The sequence below is a fragment of the Klebsiella sp. MS 92-3 genome, assembly GCF_000195655.1.
Taxonomy (GTDB): domain Bacteria; phylum Pseudomonadota; class Gammaproteobacteria; order Enterobacterales; family Enterobacteriaceae; genus Klebsiella; species Klebsiella pneumoniae.
The window spans coordinates 43,822-45,199 of record NZ_GL882808.1 but is presented as its reverse complement, the minus strand read 5'-3'; the positions used below and the strand labels follow the sequence as shown (position 1 = coordinate 45,199).

The following is a 1,378-nucleotide window of genomic DNA, read 5'->3' as shown; positions in this document are numbered from 1 at the left end:
CCCCCCGCCCCGCGCGGGGGGGGGGGGGGGGGCTTTCTGTTCACATACCCTTTTGATAATGGTTCAGGGATCCAAAGCATTATCAATGCAATTTTTTAGCAAAGTGAGAAAGGTTTAACTTTTGTTTAAATTAAATCTGTTCTCTTGCGTGATTAAATAACTAACACACGCGATAACTTATTGTCCAGTTGGTATCGTTGAAATGAGAGATTCATCACATCAATATGTTGTATTACCTGAGAAGTTCTGGGTTAAATACAGAAACCGACCCCTTAAAAACCAGGCAATAACGCATCCGGACAAGGGGAGAACGCCAGGCGTTTATTTCATCCGCATGAAGAACGCATCCATGCATGCTCCAGCCTGCAGGTCGTCATCCCCAAACGCGTATTTATTCCTGTCCGGATGGCGTACAAAAACGCTATAGCAATGTTGTCGGCATGGCGGTCTGTCCCCGGGATGATTTCCTCCTGCCGCCCGGGCAAATTACTCGTCCGCTTTGTGCGCCCAGGCAGGCATCGCCGTCAGGTAACGTTTTGCCCGTTTCCGTGATTCCGCTACGCCCACCTTTTGCCAGGCGTCGAGAAAAGCCGCCAGACAGGATACGGCCTCTTCCCAGGATTTCAGATTACCGTCGCTGTCGCTGCAATACGCGCAATATTTATCGCTGGCCCCTTGCGCATCGGGTGCGGACATCGGCATTCCGCAGGCCTGGCAAAACCTTTCGTGCTGTGTCATAGAGCGCTCCTCCTGTCGTTTGGTTGTCTACTAAACATACAGAATTTACGCATGGCGCTTAGCGTTTCAGATCAATAGATCCTGTCGTAACCGTTGTTGGGGATCTTCTGCCGGGGAGTGCGGGAGGGATAACGGGAACTTACTCCGTATCGCACAGCTATCGCCTCCCTTATTTTTTATTGATGCAACGGTTGGTCGCAGGCCGCGAGGATTGATTCATGCATCGCTTCGGAAAGTGTCGGATGCGCAAAGATCATCGACAGGAGACTTTCATCTGTGGCCTCCAGGTGACGGGCGATACCAAACCCCTGGATCTGTTCCGTGACCTGTGCGCCAACCATATGCGCGCCCAGCAACTCGCCGGTTTCAGCATCGAAAATAGTCTTCACAAAACCCTCCGTCTCGCCGCTGGCCAGCGCCTTACCATTGCTCTGATAAGAGAACTTACCGATCCTGACGGGTCGTCCTCTGGCCAGGGCCGTCGATTCCGTCAGGCCCAGACTGGCAACCTGAGGCCGGGAATAAGTGCAACCGGGCACATAGTCGCGATCAAGCGGGTGGGTGCCTTCGACACCAGCCAGTGTCTCAATGCAGATCACGCCTTCGTGGCTGGCCTTGTGCGCCAGACACGGCGGGGCCG

At 53.5% G+C, this 1,378-nt stretch carries 1 protein-coding gene and 1 pseudogene; both read right to left on the bottom strand.

The window, feature by feature from the left end; translation table 11 throughout:
- Positions 1-486: 486 nt before the first annotated feature.
- Positions 487-738 carry a zinc ribbon domain-containing protein gene (locus HMPREF9538_RS13790; RefSeq protein ID WP_009485126.1) on the bottom strand — a complete coding sequence of 84 codons (252 nt, stop codon included), beginning with the start codon at positions 736-738 and terminating at the stop codon, positions 487-489.
- Between the two features lie 176 nt (positions 739-914).
- Positions 915-1,378: pseudogene (locus HMPREF9538_RS13795) on the bottom strand (dihydrolipoyl dehydrogenase); the annotation flags it as partial.